Below are 19421 nucleotides of genomic sequence, written 5' to 3' on the forward strand. Positions count from 1 at the left end.
CCCGCGTCGCCGCCGGGCCCGCGCGCGTGCCGCCGCCCCGCCTCGGCCCGCGTCGCCGTCACGCGGCGAGCGCCGCCTCCACGCTCGGGTACCAGGGGATGAGCGTGTCGAGGCCGACGAGCTCCAGCACCCGCAGGACCGCCTCGCGGGGCGCGGCGAGGGACAGCCGCGCCCCGGACGCCTGCGCCGCCTGGTGGGCGGAGATGAGGGCGTTGATGCCGCTGGAGTCCATGAAGGTCAGGCCGCCGAGATCGGCCACCGTGGCGGGTGCGGCCGTCAGACAGGACAGCAGCGTGTCCCGCAGGCGTGCGCTGCTGTCCAGGTCGGCCTCGCCCTCGAGCGTCACGACGCAGGTGCCGTCCTCGGCCGTGGTACGGGTGATCAGCAGCCGGTCGGCTGCCGACGCTCCCTCGGTCTCTGCCACTCTTTCCTCACTTCTCGTGAACGCCTGGCCAGGGCCAGTGGGCCGGGTGACCATGATGGCAGGGGTTCGTGAGGAGGGGGACGGCGGCGGGAGAAGCGCCGTGGACCAGTTGACCCGGCGGCGGGCGACGCGCGAGGAGCGCCCGGCCCGGCGGCACGCGGCCGTACACGGCGAGCCGGTCAGACCAGCGTCGCCGCCATCATGAGCGCGGCCACCACCGTGAGCGCCGCCATGGGCGGCACGACCAGGTGCGCGCGCTCCAGCCAGGCCGCCGCTCCCGCCCGCCCGGATTCTGCACGATCGTTTCGCCAGCCGGTGCCCGGGCCCGTGCGGGACGCGTCCTGAATGGGCCCCAGCAACGCGCGGCACCACGGGCAGTCGCCGTCCTCCCACATGTCCATGCCGCGCTCAACGAGGGGGTCGGCGGCGCGGCAACGCCCCCGCCCACCATCGTGACGCCCCCGTCACCACCCTGTGAGCAACCGGTGTCCACGCCCGCGCACGCCCGGCCCCCGCGCGTGCCCCCGACCGCCGGTCGCGCCGACCGCCCTCGCCGGGAATACGGCGGCACCCCGCGCGGCCATCGCGTCGGCCGTCCTCACGGGCCGGGGATCCCACGGGGCACCGGCACCGCCGGAACGGCGTACGCCCCACGCGGCGGCGCCAGTGGTACGGCCGCTCCGGCGCCCCACGGCCGCAGCAGCGGCGCGGCGGACTCGATCGCGGGCGGCCGCGGGCCGGTGCCCGCACGGCCGGCGGAGGGTAGGGGTACGGCGGCGCGAGAAGTGCTGTCCATGCCCGGGCAACGGCCCGCGCGCCCCCTTCGTACGCCCCGTGCCGCCCCCCTCACCGCATCAGGTGAGGAGACCGCCCGAACGGCCGCTGCCGCTCATCGGACAACCAGCCCGCCTCGCGCGCTCAGTTCTTCCCCGGCGTCAGCTCGGCCAGCAGCAGCGTCCGGTCGTCGCGCCCGTCGTCGGGCCCGGAGTCCGCCAGCAGCCGCCGGCACAGCGACGACAGGGCGTCCGGGTGCCCCGGGTCCGCCAGCTCGTCGGCGCCCGTGTCCAGCGCCCGGGAGAGCCGGCTGATGCCTTGGTCGATGTCGCTGGCGCGGGACTCGACCAGCCCGTCGCTGTAGAGCAGCACGAGCGTCGGCTCGGTCAGGTACAGCACGGTCGGCTCGTAGCGGCCCGGGCCGAGCCCGAGGGGCAGACCCGCGGTGGCGAGGTCGACCGGCACCGCCGTGCCCCCGTGCCCGCGCACCAAGGGCGGCGGATGGCCCGCCCCCACGAAGGTGCAGGTGCGCAGCTCGGCGTCCCACTCCGCGTACATGCAGGTGGCGAACGAGGCGCCCGGGGTGTCCCCGGCGATGGCGTCCAGGCGCCGCATCAGCTCGGTCGGCCCGGTGTCCAGCGTCGCCAGCGTCCGTACCGCCGTCCGCAGCTGGATCATCGCGACGGCCGACTCCGGCCCGTGCCCCATCGCGTCGCCGACGATGAGCCCGAGCCGGCGGCCGGTGCGGGGCAGCACGTCGTACCAGTCGCCGCCGATGACGTTGTCCTGCCCGGCGGGCCGGTAGCCGTGGGCGACCCGGCAGCCCTCGAAGGTCTGCCCGGTCTCGGGGAGCAGACTGCGGCGGATGGCCAGCGCGGTGCGCCGCTCGCGTTCGTAGCGCCGGGCGTTGTCGAGCGCGACGCAGGCCCGGGCGCCCAGCGACTCCACCGCCACGGCCTCACGACGGGTGAAGGGCCCCTTGTCCGGTCCGCGCGTGCAGGCGATGAAACCGACGGCCGTGCCGCGCAGCCGCAGCGGCACGATGAGGAAGGCGGCGCTGCGCAGCAGGGCGTTGACGCCGCTGTCCTCCGGACCGGTCCTGCGCAGCCGTTCGAAGGTGTGCCCGTCCATGCCGTCCAGCAGCTGCGTCTGCCCGGTGGCCAGGGCCCGCGCGTACGGCGTCTCGCGCGGGAAGACCAGCACCTCGCCGACCGGCAGCAGCGGCTCCCAGTCCTCGGCGGCGTCCGACCCTATGCGCAGGGCCAGCCGGCGCGCCTCGATCTGCGGCGGATCGGCCGCCATGTGCGCCTGTTCCTCCAGGAGCCAGCGCTGGAGCAGATACACCGAGGCCGCGTCGCAGAAGGCCGGCGCCAGCGCGTGGACGACATGACGGCCGGTCAGTTCCAGGTCGAGTTCGGAGCCGATGGCGTCGGCCGCGGGGGAGAAGTACCCGCGGCTGCGGAGCGGCGCCATCAGACGCACGCCGTCCCGCGCCCTGGCGGCGGCACGGGTGCCGGGCGGCTCGCTTGGCTCACTGCGTTCTGTGTTCCGCAGGGTCGTTGCCTTCCGGGTGGGGCCGGTAGCGGCGGAGGGGGCGGTGCGGCGACGGGAGGGGGAGGGGGAAGCGGTCGGTCCGTACCGGGATCGGCGACGGAAACGGTGGCACGTGCTGGGGGCAACTATATGATGCCCAGTCACAGCCGAGGTCGTCGGATTCCAGGGGGAGTTGTCATGCCGGACGGGGACGTTCTGCCGCAGGGTGTGGACCCGGGCAAGGCCAGTGTGGCCCGTATGTACGACGCCATGCTGGGCGGGGAGCACAACTTCGCCATAGACCGGGAGGCGGTGGCGGCCTTCACGGCCATCGACCCCCAGGTGCGCACCCTGGCCCGCGCCAACCGCGCCTTCCTGGGGCGCGCGGTGCGCTTCCTGGTCGAGTCGGGCGTACGCCAGTTCGTCGACCTCGGGTCCGGCATCCCGACCCAGGGCAACGTCCACGAGGTCGCCCAGGCCGCCTGCCCCGGCGCCAAGGTGGTCTACGTCGACAACGATCCCGTGGCCGTCGCGCACAGCGAGGCGCTGCTCGCCGACAACCCGGACGCGACGATCGTCGCCGGCGACATACGCGACCCGGCCGGCATACTCTCCGCGCCGCGCCTGCGGGAGCTGATCGACTTCGAGCAGCCGGTCGCCGTCCTGATGATCACGATCCTGCACTTCATCACCCCGCAGGAGGACCCGGCCGGGATCGTGGCCGCCTTCCGCGAGGCGCTGCCCGCCGACAGCTGGCTGGCTCTCACCCACGCCACGGACGAGGACCGCCCGGACACCGCCGCCGCCGTCGGGCAGCTGTACCGCGACCGGGCCACCTCCCCGGTCACCGCCCGCTCCCGAACCGAGATCGAGTCCCTGTTCGGCGGATTCGAACTGGTCGAACCCGGCCTCGTCTACGTCCCCCTGTGGCGCCCCGACCGGGCCGAGGAGGTCCCGGAGAACCCGTCCCAGTACTGGGTGTACGCGGGCGTGGGCCGCAAGGACGCGTAAGGTTCGGGCGGGGAACGGCCGGGGCCCGTACGCGGGACCTCTCCGTCATCGGCGCCGCCGCTCCGGCCCCGGCCGCACACCGGCGCGAGGGGCGTCTCCTCGCGCGGGGCGGCCGTCGGCCGTGGCACCCTGGCCCCATGTGCGGCCGTTACGTCTCCACCCGCAGCCCCGCCGAACTGGCCCGGCACTTCAACGCGGCCGAGTGGCACGCCCCGCAGGCGCCCGCCCCGAGCTGGAACGTCGCTCCGACCGACGAGGTGTGGGCCGTACTGGAGCGCGCCCCGCGCGAGGAGGACGGCGAGGAGCCGGGCGCCGTCCGCCGCGAGCTGCGGCCGCTGCGCTGGGGACTCGTGCCGTCCTGGGCGAAGGACGCGAAGATCGGCGCCCGCCTGATCAACGCCCGGGTGGAGACCGTGCACGAGAAGCCCGCCTTCCGCCGGGCCTTCGCCCGGCACCGGTGCCTGTTGCCCGCCGACGGGTTCTACGAGTGGCAGCGGACCAAGGCCGAGGGCACGGGCCGGGCGTACAAGCAGCCGTACTTCGTCCGTCCCGAGGACGGCGGAATCATGGCGCTCGCCGGACTGTACGAGTACTGGCGCGATCCGGCGGTGGCCCGCGACGACGACCCCGCCGCCTGGCTGACCACCTGCGCCGTCATCACCACTGACGCCACCGACGCGGCCGGCCGCGTCCACCCCCGGATGCCGCTCGCCCTCACCCCGGACCACTACGCCGGCTGGCTCGACCCGCGCCGCCAGGACCCGGGCGAGCTGCGCCGTCTGCTGAGCCCTCCGGCGGACGGCCGGCTGGCCGTCCGCCCCGTCTCCACGGCCGTCAACGACGTCCACAACAACGGCCCCGAACTCCTGGCGAAGCCGGCCGCCTGACCCGCCCCGCCGCCGGGTCCGCCCCCTCCCGCCGCGCCCGGCGCCCCGGCCCCGGGGGTGTGCGCCGGACGGGCCGCCGGGGCCTCGGATGCCCTGTGACCGGGCGCGTTGCGCGCGAACCGCGCGGGTGCGGCCCGTACCGTGCATACGACGTGACCGGCGGGCGGCGACGGGAGGCACGGTGGCGGAAGCGGGCGGTCCGACGGCCGGGCGGGGCCGCGGGCGCCGGACGGGCGGCGTGGTGCTCGGCAGCCGGCCGGCGCACTCCCCGTCGCTGCCGCCGCGCGCCCGCTTCGTCCCGGCGCCCCCGGCCGAGGAACACCCGCTCGCCGAGCGCACCGTGCCCTGGCTGCGAGTCGGCGCCGCCTACGCCTGGCGCCTCGTCCTCGTCGGCATCGCCGTCTACGGCGTCTTCACCGTCCTCGGCCGCTTCCAGCTCATCGCGGTCGCCCTGTTCGCCGCCCTGGTCGTCACCTCGGTGCTGCGCCCCCTCGCCGACCTGCTGAACCGCCGGCTGCCCAGGCCGCTGTGCGTCGCCGTCGCGCTGGTGGGCAGCCTCCTGCTGCTGATGGCGCTGCTCGCCTTCGTCGGCAACGCGGTGGCGGGGGAGTCGGCGCAGCTGGCCGACGAACTGCGCGGCGGCGTCCACCGCATCGAACAGTGGCTCGAACGCCCGCCGCTCCGCATCAGCCCCGGCCGCCTCTCCCATCTCCAGAACCAGTTGCTGGCCTACCTCTCCGCGCACCGGGAGAGCCTGCTCAACAGCGCCCTCAGCGGCATCGGCCGACTGGTCGAACTGGTGACCGCGGGTGTGCTCGCGCTCTTCGCCTCGATCTTCTTCATTCACTCCGGCGAGCGCCTGTGGCGCTGGACCCGCGATCAGTTCCTGCCCGCCGGCGCGCGCCCCGCCTGGGACCGGGCCGGCGCGGCCGCCTGGCACGCCTTCGCCGGGTACACGCGCGGCATCTTCATCGTGGCCGCCACCAACGCCGTCCTCGTCGGCGTGGCGCTGTCCCTGCTGCGGGTGCCGCTGGCGCTGCCGCTCACCCTGCTGGAGTTCTTCGCCGCCTTCGTGCCCCTGATCGGATCGCCGGTCGCGCTCGCCGTGGCCACCGTGGTCGCTCTCGCCGGGCGGGGTCCGCTCACCGCGCTGGCCGTGATCGTCCTCATCGTCGTCATCGGCCAGCTGGAGGGCCACGTGCTGCACCCCCTGGTGATGAGCTGGGCGGTCCGGCTGCATCCGCTCGTCGTCGCCGTCTCCGTCATCGCCGGCAGCATCGTCGCGGGCGTGATCGGCGCCATCGTGGCGGTGCCGTTCGTCTCGGTCGCCTGGGCGGTGCTGCGCGCACTGCGCGGCTCCGGTCCGCCGGGAGAACGAAGGGGCTTTTCGGCGGCGGCGGAAAGGGCACGCGTGGGGGCGTACCACCCCCGAGCGTGAGGAACGGTGCCGCGATGTCCGAGTACGAACGTTCACGCACGATGCCCGCACAGCCCGAGCAGGTCTTCGACCAGGCCGCCGACCTCCACCGGCTGGACGCCTGGCTGCCGGACGACCTGCACGTGCGCGCCGGGGAACCGCCCGCTGTCACCGTGCACGAGGACCACACCGACCAGGACACCGCCGGCCTGCTGCGCGCCGAGCGCGACCAGATGCGGATCGAGTGGGGCACCCGCGAGCAGGGGAGCTACGCGGGCTGGCTCCAGGTCGCCGGTATCGGCAGCGGCGCCAGCGAGGTCACCGTCCATCTGTCCTTCTTCGACGACAGCCACGACCCGGGCGAACGGGCCGCCTGCGACGCCCTGGACAGCAGCCTGCGCCGGCTGGAGGAGCAGGTGCGCATCCGGGTCGACCACCCGGCCGGCTGAGCCGGTCGGCGCTCCCGCACGGGAGCGCCGACACACGCCACGGCGTGCGGACCGGAGACCGGGCCGCACGCCGTGCTTGTTCAGTGAGTTCGGTAGGGGACCTCAGCGACCTCCGCCACCGTGGCCTCCGCCACCGCCGTGACCGCCACCGCCGTGACCGCCGCCACCGTGGCCTCCGCCACCATGGCCGCCACCGCCGTAACCGCCACCGTGGCCTCCACCGAAGCCTCCGTGGTCGCCGTAGCCGCCGTAGCCGCCGTGTCCGCCACGTCCGCCGTGGTCGCCGTAGCCACCGTAGCCTCCGTGGTCGCCACGTCCGTGGTCGCCGTAGCCTCCGTAGCCGCAGTCGTCCCACCAGCCGCGGTCGCAGTCGCGGCTGTATCCGGAGCGGTGGTGGTTGGAGTCGAAGCCCGAGTCATGGGCGGAGGCGGTCCCCGCCGCGCCGATCGCAGCGCCGCCGGCCATCACGATGCCGGCCGCGGACACGGCGAAGAGACGCTTTACGCGCAGTGCTCGCATGGGAAATACCTTTCTTTCCATCGTCTCGCGCGACAGAAGGGGCGCGAGAATGATGGCCGCGCTCGCCGGTTGGGGTTGTGCGGCGCGGTCTGGAGCCGCCGGCTGTAGAGAACACGTCTCGGTCTCCGACACCGTCCACGTCGCCCGCGTGCGCTTCCACGGGCCGACGCTGCGGCTACGGGCCCCTCGGTGGAGACCTCGCCGGACGGGGCGTGCCCCGGTTGCGGCTCCCACTGGTAGACGCTAGTCGCCGCTTCGCCGGTCGGCATCTTGAAAAGGAAACTGAGACGACACCGGTTCCGAGGCCGCGCATCGCGGCGCGAGGACCCGGCGGCAGGGGCCGCTCCGGGCGGTCCTCCGCGGCACGATCCGGCCGGCCTCGGCGCCGCGTCCCGGACGATTTCCGCGCCGCTTCGCGAACGCTCCCGCACGGCGCTGAACCAGGACGCGAAGACGGGCGACAGGGCGGGCGCGCGGGCGCATAACGCCGCCCGCGGCGGGCAGTCGAAGCAGTGCCCAAGGGGGTGTGTCACATGTCCACCGGAACACTTCTCGCGATCATCATTCCCGTCGTCGTCGTGCTCGCCCTGATCGCGGTGGCGGTGCCGACGCTGGCGCGCCGTCGCCGGCTGCGCGAACGCTTCGGTCCCGAGTACGAGCGGACGGTCGCCGACGCCGGCGACCGGCGCGCCGGCGAGCGCGAGCTCCGGGACCGCGAGAAGCGGCACGACTCGCTCGACATCAAACCGCTGCCGGCCGGCTCCCGGGACCGCTATACACGCGAGTGGAGCAGCGTCCAGGAGGAATTCGTGGACCGGCCCGAGGACGCGGTGCACGACGCGGACCGGCTGGTGACCTCGCTCATGCGCGAGCGGGGTTATCCGACCGAGGGGTTCGAGCAGCAGGCCGCGGACCTGTCCGTCGAGCACGGACGCACCCTCGGCCACTACCGCGCGGCCCACGACGTCGAGTCGCTCACCACCCGCGGCAAGGCCACGACGGAACAGCTCAGGGGCGCGATGGTGCACTACCGCGCGCTCTTCGACGAACTGCTCTCCGACGGCGGCGGGCCCCGGCACGCACCGTCCTGACCGCGGCGCCCCCGCCCCGGTCGTCACTCGTACCAGCCACTCGCCGGCGACGTCACGTCCCGGCAGGGAGGAACGCCATGCACAGCAACAAGGAACCGCGCCGCTTCGCCGGTGAGCTGTCCACCGAGGACCTGGCCCGCAGCACCCCGGACGGCCCGGCCCGGACCGAGGGGGAGCGGGAGGCCACCGGCTCCAGGCCGCCCGTCTACCCGGGCGAGAGCACCGGCGGCACGACGGCGGCCCGGCCCACCCGGGACCCCGCCACGTCCGCCGGCATACCGTCGGCTGACCCGTCGGCTGACCCGTCGGACCCGGCAGCGCCCGCGGAGACGACCGGTGCGGCCGACGCGGCCGGACGGGTCGACACGGCGCGGGCCCGGGAGCCCCTGGGCGCCGGGGCCGACGCCACGACCGCGCCGGACACCGCCACGGGCCCGGGCCGGGCGGGCGCCGCGGTCCCGACCGGCACGCCGGACGCCACCGGTACGTCCGGTGTCGCCGGTACGTCCGACGCCGCCGGCAGGACGGACTTCGCCGGCACCGCGGACACCCGGGACGCGAAGCCCGCGGCCGACGCCGACGACGAGCTGCCCCGGCTGCTGGACGCCACCGACGAGCAGAGCTTCCGCGACCGCTGGCGGGAGACCCAGAGCAAGTTCGTGGACGACCCCAGGGACGCCGTGCACAGCGCCGACACCCTGGTCGCCGACGTCATCCGCACCCTGGCCGCCACCTTCGCCGAGCACAAGCAGGGCCTGGAAGGCCAGTGGAGCCAGGGCGAACAGGTGGACACCGAGGAACTGCGCAGGGCGCTGCGCCGCTACCGGTCCTTCTTCAACCGCCTGCTCAGCACCTGACGGCCCCCGCCCGAGGCCCGCGTCGTCCCCGTCGCCCCCGGTACCTCCACCGTGGTGGTGACCCGGACGACGCAGGGCCCGCGCGGGGTCGAACCGAAGCCGAACCGCACCGCGGGCGCGACCGGCGCCAGCGGGCCGAGGTCCACGCCGTCGAAGCGGGCCGCGGCGGAGCAGACCGGGCGCAGGTCCCGCGCGCCGTACCACTCGCGCCGTCCGCCGCCCGCGCTCCCGCGGGTGCGGACGCCGCGCAGCACCCGCGCCGGACGGTCCAGCAGGGCGATCCACCACGGACGGACGGCCAGCGCCCGGGGCACGGCGCTCAGCAGCAGGCCCAGCGGACCGCGCCGGCCGGTGGTGAAGCACAGGCTCAGCGAGTCCGAGGAGACGGACCAGCGCCCGGCCGCGGCCCGCACCACGACCGGTTCCACGCGCACCTCGTCGAAGGAGTAGGTGCGCGCGATGAAGTCGGCCGTGCGCGCGTCGGGGGCGAGCAGCACGCGGTGCCCGTCGGCGCGTTCCAGCATCACGTCGCTGACCGGCCCGAACGGCGAGTCGGTCCAGTGGCCCAGCACCAGACGCGTACCGGACGCGGTGCCGACGCCCGCGATGAAGCCGTCGAAGACCCAGCGCGCCCCGCCCCGGCGCGTCGCGCCGGGCTCTCTCGGCGGCCGGCGGCCACTGTCCACCCCGGCACCTCTTCCGTCGCGGCGGTCACGGTCGCCGCCGGAGCCCCGGGTGACGGCGCGCCGGACGGCGCCCGCGCGGGTTCCCGTCCCCGCCGCCCCGAAACGGGGCACGACCTCTGCGCGCGCATCGGCCGCCGCCGCCGGGGTACCGGCGTGTCGTGCGGACGGCCGCGGGCCCTGCGAGACGATGGGGCCGCCTGTACGGCCAGCGGCAGGGCTCGGAACGGAGGGGCTGCGTGGACCAGCGGGTCACGGGCCGGACGACGGAGGACGCACCCGGCACGGGAACCCCCGGAGCCGACGGCACACCGGAGGGCTGCGGCCCGCCCCCGACCGGCGGTGCCCCGGTGACCGGGGGACCGCCCCACCTCGACGCGCGCCGCCGCATCCCCCGTACCGACGCCCTCCTGCGCGACCCGCGCCTGGCCGAGGCGGCGGGGCGGCTCGGGGCGGAGGCGGTCAAGGCCGCGGTCCGGCACGCACAGGAGCGGGCGCGGCACGGCGCCGTCGCCCCCGAGCAGGTCGCCGACACGGCGGTGGCCCTGCTGCCGCGCACGGCCGGCGGACTGCGCCCGGTGATCAACGCCACCGGCGTCCTCCTGCACACCAACCTCGGCCGGGCGCCGCTGTCCGCCGCCGCCCGGCGAGCGGTCCAGGAAGCCGCCGGACCCACCGACGTCGAACTGGACCTCGCGACCGGAACCCGGGCCCGCCGCGGCCGCGGCGCCCTGCACGCGCTGCGCGCCCGGGTGCCCGCGGCCGGCGCGGCCCACGTCGTCAACAACGGCGCGGCCGCCCTCGTCCTGGCCGCCACCGCGCTCGCCGCCGGCCGCGAGATCGTCGTCAGCCGGGGCGAGATGGTGGAGATCGGCGACGGCTTCCGGCTGCCCGACCTGCTGGTGTCCACCGGCGCCCGGCTCCGCGAGGTCGGCACCACCAACCGCACCAGCGCCGCGGACTACGCCGACGCGATCGGACCCGGGACCGGGTTCGTCCTGAAGGTCCACCCCTCCAACTTCCGCGTCACCGGCTTCACCCACACTCCCGCCACGGCCGAACTGGCCTCCTTGGGCGCGCCGTTGGTCGTCGACATCGGCTCCGGGCTGCTCGCCCCCCATCCGCTGCTGCCCGACGAGCCCGACGCCGCGACCGAACTGCGCGCGGGCGCCGCCCTGGTCACCGCGAGCGGCGACAAACTGCTCGGCGGCCCCCAGTGCGGCCTGCTCCTCGGCGCCGAGGACCTCGTACCCGCCCTGGCCCGGCACCCGCTGGCCCGCGCGCTGCGGGTCGACAAGCTCACCCTGGCCGCCCTGGAGGCCACCCTCACCGGCCCCGCCACCCCGACCGCCGAGGCCCTGCGCGCCGACCCGCGCGAGCTGGCGCACCGCGCCGAACGGCTCACGGCCACGCTGAGCGCCGCCGGAGTCGACGCGCGGCCCGTCGCCTGCGCCGCCACCGTGGGCGGGGGAGGCGCACCCGGGGTGACCCTGCCCAGCGCCGCCCTCTCCCTGCCGGAGCCCTACGCCGCCGCGCTGCGCACCGGGACCGTCCCGGTGGTCGGACGGCTGGAGGGCGGCCGGTGCCTGCTGGACCTGCGCGCGGTGCCGCCCGAGGACGACGAACGGCTCGCCGGGGCCGTACTGGCCGTGCGGGCGGCGGCGGACGGGGAACGGTGAGCGGCATGCGGGTGCTGGCCACCGCCGGACACGTCGACCACGGCAAGTCCGCCCTGGTACGGGCGCTGACCGGGATGGAACCCGACCGCCACGAGGAGGAGCGGCGGCGCGGGCTCACCCTCGACCTCGGCTTCGTGTGGACCGGCCCCGACGCCGACGGCGAGCACCTCGCCTTCGTGGACGTGCCGGGCCACGAGCGGTTCGTGGCCACCATGCTGGCCGGGGTCGGACCCGTGCCGGCCGTGCTGTTCGTGGTCGCCGCCGACCAGGGCTGGCAGCCCCAGTCGCTGGAGCACCTGGCGATCCTGGACGCCCTCGGAGTACGCCACGCCGTCCTCGCCGTGACCCGCAGCGACCTCGCCGACCCCGAACCGGTGCGCGCCGAGGCCCTGCGGCACCTGGCCACAACCTCGCTCGGCGCCGTCCCGTCGGTCGCGGTGAGCGCCGTGACCGGGGCCGGACTCGACGCCCTGCGCGCCGAGTTGACGCGGCTGGCCCGCGCGCTGCCCGCCCCGGACACCGAGGCCGACGTACGGCTGTGGCTGGACCGGGCCTTCACGGTGCGCGGCCACGGCACCGTCGTGACCGGCACCCTCGGCGCGGGCGCCCTGCGGGTGGGCGACCGGCTGGTGACCGGCGACGGCTCGACACGGCTGCGGGTGCGCGCGCTCCAGTGCCTCCAGCGGGAGCGTACGGAGGTGAACGCGGTGGCACGGGTGGCCGTCAACGTGCACGGCGCCCCGGACGGCGCGCTGCGCCGCGGGGACGTGCTGCTCTCGCCGGACCGCTGGCTGCTCACCGACCTCGTCGACGTCCGCGTCACCGGCGAGCCCGCCGCCGACCTGCCCCGCCGGATGAGCCTGCACATCGGCGCGGCGGCCGTCCCGGCGACCGTGCGGCCGCTCGGCGAGGACACCGTCCGGCTCACCCTGGACCGGCGGCTGCCGCTGCGCGTCGGCGACCGGGCCGTCCTGCGCGAACCGGGCGGCGGCCGCCCGCCCTCGGCGGTGACCGCGCTCGACGTGCGCCCGCCCCGGCTGGACCGCCGCGGCGCGGGCCGGGCCAGGGCGGCGGAACTCGCCACGGCGACCGGCCGCCCCGACGCGGCGGCCGAACTGCGCCGCCGCCGGCTCGTCCGCCGCCCGGACCTGTCGGCGATGGGCGTCCCCGCGTCCGCCGAACCCGTCGTGGGCGACTGGCTGGCCGACCCGGAGCACTGGACACGGCTGCGCGCCCGGCTGACCGCCGAGGTGGAGCGGTACGCGCGGGCGCACCCCATGGAACCCGGCCTGCCCGCCGAAGCGGCCCGACGCCTGCTCGATCTGCCCGACCGTGCCCTGGTCGACGCCCTCGCCCGCACCCCGGCGGCCACCGAACTCCTGTGCCGCCAGGGCAGGCTGTACGCCCCGGACCGCACCCGCCCCGCCCTGCCGCCGCCCCTGCGCGCCGCCGTCGACGCGGTGCGGGACGAACTGGAGAGGGCGCCCTTCCGCGCGCCCGAGGCCGACCGCCTCACCGCACTCGGCCTGCACCGCAAGGCGTTGGCCGCCGCCGTCACGGCGGGCGCGCTGCTGCGGATCGACGACGCCGTGGTGCTGCTCCCGGGAGCGGACGCCCGGGCCGCCGCCGTACTGCGCGACCTGCCGCAGCCGTTCACCCTGAGCGAGGCCCGCAAGGCCCTGGACACCACCCGCCGCGTCGCCGTGCCGCTGCTGGAGTTCCTCGACGCCCGCGGCCTCACCGAACGGGTGGACGACCAGCGCAGACGCTGCCGGCCACAGCGGCGGGACGGAGGCGGACGGGAATCGAACCCGCCTGCCCGAGATCCTCGGACACCTCGGTTTTGAAGACCGGGAGGGCCACCAGGCACCCACACGCCTCCACCGCCCGCCAGGCTACCGGACGGCCGTCCGACGACCCAGGGAGACAGGCATGACCACCACCCCCCGAACCCCCGTCCGGCTCACCCGGTTCGCCCACGGCGGCGGCTGCGCCTGCAAGATCCCGCCCGGTGAACTGGAGGATCTGCTCGGCTCGTTGACGGCGCCCTTCCCGGCCCCGGCCGGCACGCCGCTGCTGGTCGGGGCGGCCACCGGCGACGACGCGGCCGTGGTCGCCCTGCCCGCGCCCGGCGGCGGCCCCGCGCAGGCGCTGGTGTCCACCGCCGACTTCTTCACCCCGGTCGTCGACGACCCGTACGACTGGGGTCGCATCGCCGCCGCCAACGCCCTGTCCGACGTGTACGCCATGGGCGGCCACCCGGTCGTCGCCGTCAACCTGCTCGCCTGGCCGCGCGAGGTGCTGCCGTTCGAGCTGGCCCGCGAAGTGCTGCGCGGCGGCCTGGAGATCGCCGCCGCGGCCGGCTGCCACGTCGGCGGCGGCCACAGCGTGGACGACCCCGAACCCAAGTACGGCATGGCCGTCACTGGGCTCGCCGACCCGGCGCGGCTGCTGCGCAACGACGCGGGACGGCCCGGCCTGCCCCTGTCCCTGACCAAGCCCCTGGGCCTGGGTGTGCTGAACAACCGGCACAAGGCCACCGGCGAACGCTTCGAACAGGCCGTCGCGACCATGGTGGCCCTCAACCGGGACGCCTCGCGGGCGGCGCTGGCCGCCGGGGCGACCTGCGCGACCGACGTGACCGGCTTCGGCCTCCTCGGCCACCTGCACAAACTCGCCCGCGCCTCGAACGTGACGGCCGTGCTGGACACCGCCGCCGTGCCCTACCTCGACGGGGCGCGGGACGCCGTACGGGACGGCTACGTCAGCGGCGGCACCCGGCGCAACCTCGACTGGGTCGCGCCGTTCACCGACTTCGGCGGCGCGGACGCCGACACCCGGCTGCTGCTGGCCGACGCCCAGACCTCCGGCGGCCTGCTCGTCGCCGGCGAGGTGCCCGGCGCCCCGGTGATCGGCGAGCTCGTCCCGCACGGGCCCCATTCGGTGGTCCTCAGGTGACGTCCGCGCACCGGGCGCGGCCCCGCCGTCACGGCTCGGTCCCGGTGTGCTCGTCGATGCCCGCCCGCGCCCGGTAGGCCCGCACCAGCGCGGGCGCGGCCGGGCCGCGCGGCCGCCGCCCCGGCCGGATGTCCACGGCGAACGCCTTGGTCTCCTGGATGTGGGTGTTCGGGTCCAGCGACAGATGCAGCAGCTCGTTCGCCGCGTCGCCGGTGCTGTAGCCGTTGGGCCCCCAGTGGTAGGGCAGGCCCACCTGGTGCAGCGTCCGGCCGTGCACGGTCAGCGGCGTCATCCGGTCGGTCACCAGCACCCGCGCCTCGATCACCCCGCGGGCGCTGACGACCGTCGCCCACCCGGTGTGCTCCAGAGCGCGCTCGGCCGCCAGCTCCGGCGACACCTCGCAGAAGAACTCCGGTTGCAGCTCGGCCAGATACGGCTGCCAGCGCGACATGCCGCCCGCCGTGTGGTGCTCGGTGAGCCGGTAGGTGGTGGCCACGTACGGGTACACCTCGGCGCCCGGCTCGCCGCCGCTGGGCTGGTAGCGGTTGTCCGGGCGCGACGGCAGCACCTGCCGCACCGGATTGCGCTGCCGGCCGTAGAGCAGGTTCGGGAACGGCGAGTCCTGCGGCTCGTAGTGGGCCGGCAGCGGGCCGTCGGTCAGACCGGAGGGCGCGTACAGCCAGGCCTTGCCGTCGGCCTGCATCACGAACGCGTCCGTGCCCGACAGCGCATCGGCGGCCCTCGCACCCGGCGGCGGCCGGTAGAAAGGCGACTTGGTCTTGCCGAAATCGGCGATGTCGTGGCCCGTCCACTGCCCCTGCTCCGCGTCCCACCACACCAGCGCCTTGCGCTCGCTCCACGGATTGCCGTCCGGGTCGGCGGACGCCCGGTTGTACAGGATGCGGCGGTTGGCCGGCCACGCCCAGCCCCACTCGCCGGCCACCCAGTCCTGCTCCGTGCCGGGCTTGCGGCGAGCGGCCTGGTTGACGCCGTCGGCGTTGACCCCGCAGTAGATCCAGCAGCCGCACACCGTCGAGCCGTCGTCCGCCAGCTGCTCGTACGAGCTGAGCGGCCGGCCCTCGGCGTCGTGGCCGTTGATCTCCGCCAGCACCGCCTCGGCCACCGGCTCGGCGATCGCGCCCCGGGTGGCGTAGTCCCAGGTCAGATCGAGCACCGGCCGGTCCATCGGATCGGCGGACCCGGCGAGCTTGTCCCGGATGATCCGGCCCAGGTGGAAGGTGAACCACAGGTCGCTGCGCGCCTCGCCCGGCGGCTCGACGGCCTGGTGGTGCCACTGGAGCAGCCGCTGGGTGTTGGTGAAACTGCCGGCCTTCTCGGTGTGCGCGGCGGCCGGCAGGAAGAACACCTCGGTGCCGATGTCCTCGGTGCGCAGCTCCCCGGTCTCGATCTCCGGGCCGTCCTTCCACCAGGTGGCCGACTCGATCAGCGAGAAGTCGCGCACGACCAGCCAGTCCAGATGGGCCATGCCCAGGCGCTGCGACTTGGCGTTGGCCGAGCCCACCGCCGGGTTCTCGCCCATCAGGAAGTAGCCCTTGCAGGTCCCCTCCAACTGGGCCAGCACGGTCTCGTAGGTGGAGTGCGAGCCGGTCAGGCGCGGCAGGTAGTCGAAGCAGAAGTCGTTGTCCGCGGTCGCGGCGTCGCCCCAGTACGCCTTGAGCAGGCTCACCAGGTACGAGCGCATCTCGCCCCAGTAGCCCTTGGCCGTCGCCTCGGCGCGCACGAAGGAGTCCAGGTCCTGCCGCTGGTGCGCGTGCGGCATCGGGATGTAGCCCGGCAGCAGGTTGAACAGGGTGGGGATGTCCGTCGAGCCCTGGATGGAGGCGTGGCCGCGCAGCGCCAGGATGCCGCCGCCGGGCCGGCCGATGTTGCCCAGCAGGGTCTGGAGCACGCCGGCCGCCCGGATGTACTGCACCCCGACCGTGTGCTGGGTCCAGCCGACCGCGTAGGCGAACGCGGTGGTCCGCTCGCGCCCGGAGTTCTCGGTGACCAGTTCGCACACCTGGCGGAACAGGTCCTGCGGCACCCCGCAGATCCGCTCCACCACCTCGGGCGTGTAGCGGGCGTAGTGCCGCTTGAGCACCTGGAACACGCACCGCGGATGCGTCATCGTCTCGTCGCGCTCGGGCTCGCCCGCGCCGATGTCGGCGCCGCCCGACCCGTGGGCCTCGCCGCGCGCCGCCTCGCTGACCGAGCGGCCGCCGGCGCCCCGCGGGTCGTCCCGGTCGCGCTCGCCGGAGACCGCCCGCACCTCCATGCCCGCGTACTGCCAGGTGCCGTCGTCGTACGTCCGGCTCTGCGGATCGAAGCCCGAGAAGACGCCGTCGAGGTCCTCGGTGTCGCGGAAGTCCTCGCCCAGCACCACCGGCCCGTTGGTGTACGCCACCACGTAGTCGCGGAAGTACTTGTCGTGGCCCAGGACGTAGTTGACGACGCCGCCGAGGAAGGCGATGTCCGAGCCCGCGCGCAGCGGCACGTGCACGTCGGCGACCGCGCTGGTCCTGGTGAACCGCGGGTCGACGTGGATCACCTTCGCGCCCCGGGCCTTGGCCTCCATCACCCACTGGAACCCGACCGGATGGCACTCGGCCATGTTCGAGCCCTGGATGACGATGCAGTCCGAGTTCTGCAGGTCCTGCTGGAAGGTGGTCGCGCCGCCGCGGCCGAACGAGGTTCCCAGACCGGGAACGGTGGAGGAGTGTCAAATACGCGCCTGGTTCTCGATCTGGATCGCTCCGAGCGCGGTGAACAACTTCTTGATCAGGTAGTTCTCCTCGTTGTCCAGCGTCGCTCCGCCCAGGCTGGCGACGCCGAGGGTGCGCCGGGTGCGGGCGCCGTCGACGTCCCACTGCCAGCCGGCGCGGCGGGCCTCGATCACCCGGTCGGCGATCATGTCCATCGCCGTGTCCAGGTCCAGACGCTCCCACCCGGCGCCGTACGGACGCCGGTACAGGACGTGGTGCTCGCGGGCGTCGCCGGTGGTCAGCTGGAGGCTGGCCGAGCCCTTGGGGCACAGCCGGCCGCGCGAGACGGGCGAGTCGGGGTCGCCCTCGATCTGGGTGACCCGCCCGTCCTCGACGTAGACGTTCTGGCCGCAGCCCACGGCGCAGTACGGGCAGATCGACTTGACCACCCGGTCGGCGGAGGCCACCCGGGGGGTGAGCCGCGCGGTGGGCCCGCTCCTGGCGGCGGCCCCGCGGCCCAGCGGGTCGGTGCCCGTGAGCTGGCGGTAGACCGGCCAGGAGTCGATCCAGGTGCGTACGCCCATGAGGTGAGCCCTTCCGGGTGCTGCTCGGTCGCGCGGTGCGGCGGTCGCGAGGTCGCCTCGCGGCCGCCCGGGTGGCGCTGCTGCGGAGTACCCGCGGCGCCCCTGGGTGAAACCGGCGCCCACGGCCGCCCGCGGGCTGTATGGCGTGCGGTCACCCGTCGCGGGCCCGCAGCCGTTCGCGTTGCGGCACCACCGTGTACTTGGGGTCCTCCGCCGAGGCCACCCCGGCGTGGAACACGCCGAAGCGCAGCGCGGCCGAGCCGGCCAGCAGTGCGGCTCCGCCCGCCGCCGCCAGGCCCCGGCCCCGCCGCCGGCCCGCGCGGGCGGCCAGCGCCGCGCCGCCCACCGTGAGGAGTTCGGCGGCGCGCAGCAGCCGCTGCGGCAGACCCCGCTCGAACGGCTCGGCGGCCAGCCCCATCCGGCGCTTCATGAGCTGGAAGGCGCCCGTCTCCAGCACGACGCCCAGCACCGCCATCCGGCGGGCGGGCCCCGTCTGCGCCGTCGGCGCGCAGAGCAGCGCGAGACCGGCCGCCGCGCCGGCGGCGGACCCGGCGAAGACGAACGGCAGCTCCCGGTAGCCCTCGTGCCAGGACGGCACCGCCGTGTCGGCGAGCAGCACGGCCGTGTAGGTGGCCACCGCCGGGCCCAGCACCGCGGCCCCGCCCGTGGCGGCCGCGCCGACGAGCCGGCAGCGGCCCGTGACGTCGGCCGCCGCCGCGGCCATGGTCAGCGGCGCGTACCCGGCCAGCAGCCACGAGCCCATGCTCATCGGCGAGGTGGGCTTGAAGACGCGGAGCATGTTGACGAAGCGGGCGGGCCGCCCGAGGTCGTGCACCAGCGCGCCGAGCGAGAGGGTGATGGCGCCCGCCGCGCCCAGCTTCGCCGCCCGCGCGAGCCCCGGCCGCCCGGTGGCGTGGCCGCCGGCCGCCAGCAGCGACGAGGCCCCGGCGAGCCCGCCGAGGTAGAGGTAGCCGGCGATGTCGAGCGCTTTCCAGGTCGGCTTGTTGAGGACCGGCCTGCCGTAGTACGAGGAGAACCGGGCCTCCGGGACCATCGGCTGCTCGCCCCGGCCGCGCCGACGCCCGCGCCGTCCGGCGAAGGCTCCCACCGGCGCGTCCCGCCCCGGCCGCGCCCCCTGAACACCCTCGCGGGTGACGTCCGATCCGCTCATCGGGGCCTCCTGGCGAAGCTTGCGGCGCCCAGCGCGGCGAGCGAGAGGGCGGCCGTCGCCGCGTGCTTCCACATCGAGGGCAGATCCCGGGTGGTCACCTGCGGGTCCGGCGGCAGGCCGTAGACCTCGGGCTCGTCGAGCAGCAGGAAGAACGCGCCATCGCCGCCGACCCCGTCGTCCGGGCTCTCGCCGTAAAGCCGGGCGTCGGCGACGCCGGTCGCGCGCAGTCGCTCCACCCGGGCCGCGGCCCGCTCGCGCAGCTCCTCCAGCGGGCCGAACTGGATGGAGTCGGTGGGGCACGCCTTGGCGCAGGCCGGCTCCATCCCGACGCCGAGCCGGTCGTAGCACAGCGTGCACTTCCAGACCCGGCCGTCCTCCTCGCGCTGGTCGATCACTCCGTAGGGGCAGGCGGGCACGCAGTACCCGCAGCCGTTGCACACGTCCTGCTGCACCACCACGGTGCCGAACTCGGTGCGGAACAGCGCCCCGGTGGGGCACACGTCGAGACAGGCCGCGTGCGTGCAGTGCTTGCACACGTCGGACGCCATCAGCCAGCGCAGCTCGGTCCGCCCGTCCGGCGCCACCGGCGAGATCTCCCCGGCCGGCGAGCCCGCGGGCGCGGTGGCGAACGGCGCGGCGAGCGCGCCGAGTCCGAGGGCCGCGCCGGCCGTCAGGGCCGCGG

16 protein-coding genes, 1 tRNA gene and 1 pseudogene are annotated in these 19421 nt (G+C 75.6%); 9 read left to right on the forward strand and 9 right to left on the reverse strand.

Annotated features, from left to right (window positions below; translation table 11 throughout):
• Window positions 1-58 precede the first annotated feature (58 nt).
• The 3 genes from ABEB07_RS17500 to ABEB07_RS17510 all read right to left on the reverse strand — a co-directional run bounded on the left by ABEB07_RS17500 (window position 59) and on the right by ABEB07_RS17510 (window position 2671).
• On the reverse strand, window positions 59-424 hold the full coding sequence (locus ABEB07_RS17500; protein WP_164584657.1) for an STAS domain-containing protein: 366 nt from the start codon (window positions 422-424) through the stop codon (window positions 59-61).
• Between the two features lie 179 nt (window positions 425-603).
• The gene (locus ABEB07_RS17505; protein ID WP_345669186.1) at window positions 604-825 is read right to left on the reverse strand and encodes a hypothetical protein; all 222 of its coding nucleotides are present in this window, start codon (window positions 823-825) and stop codon (window positions 604-606) included.
• A gap of 517 nt (window positions 826-1342) precedes the next feature.
• Window positions 1343-2671, reverse strand: a complete 1329-nt coding sequence (locus tag ABEB07_RS17510; protein WP_345669187.1) for a PP2C family protein-serine/threonine phosphatase — start codon at window positions 2669-2671, stop codon at window positions 1343-1345.
• Window positions 2672-2929: 258 nt separating this feature from the next.
• Here ABEB07_RS17510 and ABEB07_RS17515 point away from each other — a divergent pair, with 258 nt between their 5' ends.
• The 4 genes from ABEB07_RS17515 to ABEB07_RS17530 all read left to right on the forward strand — a co-directional run bounded on the left by ABEB07_RS17515 (window position 2930) and on the right by ABEB07_RS17530 (window position 6495).
• The gene (locus ABEB07_RS17515) at window positions 2930-3742 is read left to right on the forward strand and encodes an SAM-dependent methyltransferase (protein WP_345669188.1); all 813 of its coding nucleotides are present in this window, start codon (window positions 2930-2932) and stop codon (window positions 3740-3742) included.
• 137 nt (window positions 3743-3879) lie between these two features.
• On the forward strand, window positions 3880-4629 hold the full coding sequence (locus tag ABEB07_RS17520) for an SOS response-associated peptidase (RefSeq protein ID WP_345669189.1): 750 nt from the start codon (window positions 3880-3882) through the stop codon (window positions 4627-4629).
• Window positions 4630-4867: 238 nt separating this feature from the next.
• Complete coding sequence (locus ABEB07_RS17525; RefSeq protein ID WP_345669190.1) at window positions 4868-6067, forward strand: AI-2E family transporter; 1200 nt, start codon at window positions 4868-4870, stop codon at window positions 6065-6067.
• 14 nt (window positions 6068-6081) lie between these two features.
• Window positions 6082-6495, forward strand: a complete 414-nt coding sequence (locus tag ABEB07_RS17530) for an SRPBCC family protein (RefSeq protein ID WP_164586062.1) — start codon at window positions 6082-6084, stop codon at window positions 6493-6495.
• Between the two features lie 80 nt (window positions 6496-6575).
• On the opposite strand, the gene ABEB07_RS17535 is transcribed toward ABEB07_RS17530, so the two are convergent.
• Complete coding sequence (locus ABEB07_RS17535; RefSeq protein ID WP_345669191.1) at window positions 6576-6788, reverse strand: hypothetical protein; 213 nt, start codon at window positions 6786-6788, stop codon at window positions 6576-6578.
• Between the two features lie 759 nt (window positions 6789-7547).
• Here ABEB07_RS17535 and ABEB07_RS17540 point away from each other — a divergent pair.
• On the forward strand, window positions 7548-8105 hold the full coding sequence (locus ABEB07_RS17540; protein ID WP_345669192.1) for a hypothetical protein: 558 nt from the start codon (window positions 7548-7550) through the stop codon (window positions 8103-8105).
• A 77-nt stretch (window positions 8106-8182) separates the two neighbouring features.
• Window positions 8183-8962 (forward strand): hypothetical protein, encoded by a 780-nt coding sequence (locus ABEB07_RS17545; RefSeq protein ID WP_345669193.1) that lies wholly within the window; start codon window positions 8183-8185, stop codon window positions 8960-8962.
• Here the strand turns inward: ABEB07_RS17545 and ABEB07_RS17550 are convergent.
• Window positions 8926-9648 carry a hypothetical protein gene (locus tag ABEB07_RS17550; RefSeq protein ID WP_425589024.1) on the reverse strand — a complete coding sequence of 241 codons (723 nt, stop codon included), beginning with the start codon at window positions 9646-9648 and terminating at the stop codon, window positions 8926-8928. The two genes, ABEB07_RS17545 and ABEB07_RS17550, sit on opposite strands and share 37 nt — an antisense overlap.
• Window positions 9649-9884: 236 nt before the next feature.
• On the opposite strand from ABEB07_RS17550, the gene selA reads away from it, so the two are divergent.
• Together selA and ABEB07_RS17560 are read left to right on the forward strand one after the other, a co-directional pair.
• On the forward strand, window positions 9885-11324 hold the full coding sequence (gene selA / locus ABEB07_RS17555) for an L-seryl-tRNA(Sec) selenium transferase (RefSeq protein WP_425589025.1): 1440 nt from the start codon (window positions 9885-9887) through the stop codon (window positions 11322-11324).
• A gap of 5 nt (window positions 11325-11329) precedes the next feature.
• Window positions 11330-13078: pseudogene (locus tag ABEB07_RS17560) on the forward strand (SelB domain-containing protein); the annotation flags it as partial.
• 35 nt (window positions 13079-13113) lie between these two features.
• On the opposite strand, the gene ABEB07_RS17565 reads toward ABEB07_RS17560, so the two are convergent.
• Window positions 13114-13206 (reverse strand) — tRNA-Sec (locus ABEB07_RS17565).
• A 50-nt stretch (window positions 13207-13256) separates the two neighbouring features.
• Here ABEB07_RS17565 and selD point away from each other — a divergent pair.
• Window positions 13257-14282, forward strand: a complete 1026-nt coding sequence (gene selD / locus ABEB07_RS17570; protein WP_345669194.1) for a selenide, water dikinase SelD — start codon at window positions 13257-13259, stop codon at window positions 14280-14282.
• 28 nt (window positions 14283-14310) lie between these two features.
• Here selD and fdh read toward each other — a convergent pair whose 3' ends face one another.
• From fdh to ABEB07_RS17585, 3 genes are all read right to left on the reverse strand, one after another.
• Entirely contained in the window at window positions 14311-17568 is a 3258-nt protein-coding gene (gene fdh / locus ABEB07_RS17575; protein ID WP_345669195.1) for a formate dehydrogenase, read from the reverse strand.
• A 151-nt stretch (window positions 17569-17719) separates the two neighbouring features.
• A complete protein-coding gene (gene nrfD / locus ABEB07_RS17580) occupies window positions 17720-18739 on the reverse strand; it encodes an NrfD/PsrC family molybdoenzyme membrane anchor subunit (protein WP_345669196.1) in 1020 nt (339 codons plus the stop codon).
• The coding region (locus ABEB07_RS17585; protein WP_345669197.1) for a 4Fe-4S dicluster domain-containing protein at window positions 18736-19421 on the reverse strand (686 nt) is incomplete at its 5' end. The genes nrfD and ABEB07_RS17585, both read right to left, overlap by 4 nt.

Origin of the sequence: Streptomyces similanensis (assembly GCF_039543625.1) — a bacterium.
Classification (GTDB): domain Bacteria; phylum Actinomycetota; class Actinomycetes; order Streptomycetales; family Streptomycetaceae; genus Streptomyces; species Streptomyces similanensis.